Below are 2,343 nucleotides of genomic sequence, written 5' to 3' on the forward strand. Positions count from 1 at the left end.
GGCGGAAATGCCGATGTCAGAGCGCACCTGCAAAACTTGGGTTTTGTATCGGGCGCTGTGGTCACAGTTGTCAGCTCTATGGGCGGCAATCTGATCGTCAATGTTAAAAATGCGCGAATTGCTATCAGCAAAGAAATGGCGCAAAAGATAATGATTTAAGGAGGGAATCAGGCTATGAAAACTTTAAGAGAGGTTGCTATCGGCAGCACTTGTAAGGTCAAAAAGCTCCACGGAGAGGGTGCTGTCAAGCGCCGTATCATGGATATGGGTATCACCAAGGGTGTTGAGATCAAGGTGCAGAAGGTCGCTCCGCTGGGCGATCCTATGGAAGTCACCGTGCGCGGCTACCAGCTTTCGATCCGCAAGGCTGACGCCGAAATGGTAGAGGTAGAATAATTCCTATTATTTTTTAGCCTAAAGTTACCTAAAACTAACTTAAATTGATAAGAAAAGAGGAACACCAATGAAGATGAAGATTGCCTTAGCGGGCAACCCGAACAGCGGTAAAACAACGCTGTTCAACGCGCTGACAGGCGCGAATCAATTCGTCGGCAACTGGCCCGGCGTCACCGTAGAGAAAAAGGAAGGTAAGCTGAAAAAACACAGCGATGTGACCATCACAGACTTGCCCGGTATTTACTCGCTTTCTCCGTACACAATGGAGGAAGTCGTCGCGCGTAATTATCTTATCGACGAGCGCCCCGACGCGATTCTTAACATCGTTGACGGCACAAACTTGGAACGCAACCTGTACTTGACCACTCAGCTTTGCGAGCTCGGCATCCCCGTTGTTGTCGCAATCAATATGATGGACGTCGTAGAGAAAACAGGCGTTAAAATCAATACCAAGGAGTTGAGCCGCGCACTTGGCTGTACGGTCGTCGAGATCTCCGCGCTGAAAAACAAGGGCATTCAGGAGGCGGCAGAAGCCGCGATCAAGGCTGCCGAGGACAAAAAACCTGTTCCCAAACACACCTTTGAGGGCTCTGTAGAACACGCTATCGCTCATATTGAGGAAGCCTGCGTTCATGAGCTGCCCGAGGAACAGCAGCGTTGGTACGCGGTCAAGATCTTTGAGCGCGACGAAAAGGTCATTGAGAAGCTCGGTCTTGATGAAGCAACCAAAAACCACGTTGAAAAGGACATTAAAGCCGTTGAGGAAGAATATGACGACGACGCGGAATCTATCATCACCAACGAGCGTTATCTGTATATCGGAAAGATCATCGACGGCGTTTACAAGAATAAGCAAAAAGGTCAGCTTTCGACCTCCGACAAAATCGACAAGGTCGTTACAAACCGCTTTTTGGGTCTGCCGATATTCATCGTTATCATGTTCCTTGTGTACTACATTTCGATGGTCACTGTCGGAACAGCCGCGACTGACTGGATGAACGACGGCGTTTTCGGCGACGGTTATCATCTGTTCGGCATCGGCACAAGCGAATACGAAGAACACTCGGAAGCGATCGGCGTACTGACAGGCGCCGCCGAGTCCGCGGAAAATGAAGAGGTTTTGACCGCTCTCGACTTTGAAAGCGAGGACTACGACCCCGACGCGGCAGTTACAGCCGTCAAAACCTTTGCTTCCGGCGTAAAGGACAGCGACAAATTCACCTATGAGGTCGAGGACGAAGACACCCTCGAAGTAAGCGAGGAAACCGTCAGTGGCGAGGACGTTAAATCAGCCGCCGAGACCTTTGAAAAGAACAAAGGCAAGCCCGATGATCCCGCAGAGTTTGGCGTATGGGTTCCGGGTATCCCCGTTATCGTCGGCAACTGGCTGGAAGCCGCCAAAGCTCCCGAATGGCTGTCCGGATTGATTCTCGACGGTATCATCGCAGGCGTAGGCGCAGTGCTCGGATTTGTACCGCAAATGCTCGTGCTCTTCCTGCTGCTCGCGATTCTGGAAGCTTGCGGTTACATGGCGCGAATCGCCTTTGTACTCGACCGTATCTTCCGCCGCTTTGGTCTTTCGGGTAAATCCTTTATCCCGATTTTGATCGGTACAGGCTGCGGCATCCCGGGCATTATGGCGTCGCGAACGATCGAGAACGAGCGCGACCGCCGTATGACGATAATGACGACTACATTCATTCCCTGCGGCGCTAAAATGCCGTTTATCGGTATGATGGCAGGCGCACTGTTCAGCGGTTCTCCGTGGATAGCGACAGGCGCGTACTTCATCGGAATGGCGGCAATCATCGTCTCGGGTATTATGCTCAAAAAGACAAAGCCCTTTGCCGGCGAACCCGCTCCGTTCGTTATGGAGCTTCCGGCGTATCATATGCCAACCATCGGCAACGTGCTCCGCTCCATGTGGGAGCGCGGCTGGTCGTTCAT

General features: G+C 51.8%; 3 protein-coding genes. All 3 read left to right on the top strand.

The genetic code is table 11. The features are described 5' to 3' along the window. Window positions 1-159 (top strand): FeoA family protein (locus JKK62_RS12070; protein WP_201428102.1); only part of this gene is annotated, 159 nt, incomplete at its 5' end. A 15-nt stretch (window positions 160-174) separates the two neighbouring features. Then, window positions 175-396 (top strand): FeoA family protein, encoded by a 222-nt coding sequence (locus tag JKK62_RS12075; protein WP_201428103.1) that lies wholly within the window; start codon window positions 175-177, stop codon window positions 394-396. Between the two features lie 67 nt (window positions 397-463). Then, window positions 464-2,343, top strand: a 1,880-nt coding sequence (gene feoB / locus JKK62_RS12080) for a ferrous iron transporter B (protein ID WP_201428104.1), incomplete at its 3' end; no start/stop codon positions are given.

The sequence above is a fragment of the Ruminococcus difficilis genome, assembly GCF_016680995.1.

Coding starts and splice junctions, on each gene's coding strand:
- JKK62_RS12075 (WP_201428103.1), top strand. CDS start 175: ATGAAAACTTTAAGAGAGGTTGCTATCGGCAGCACTTGTAAGGTCAAA.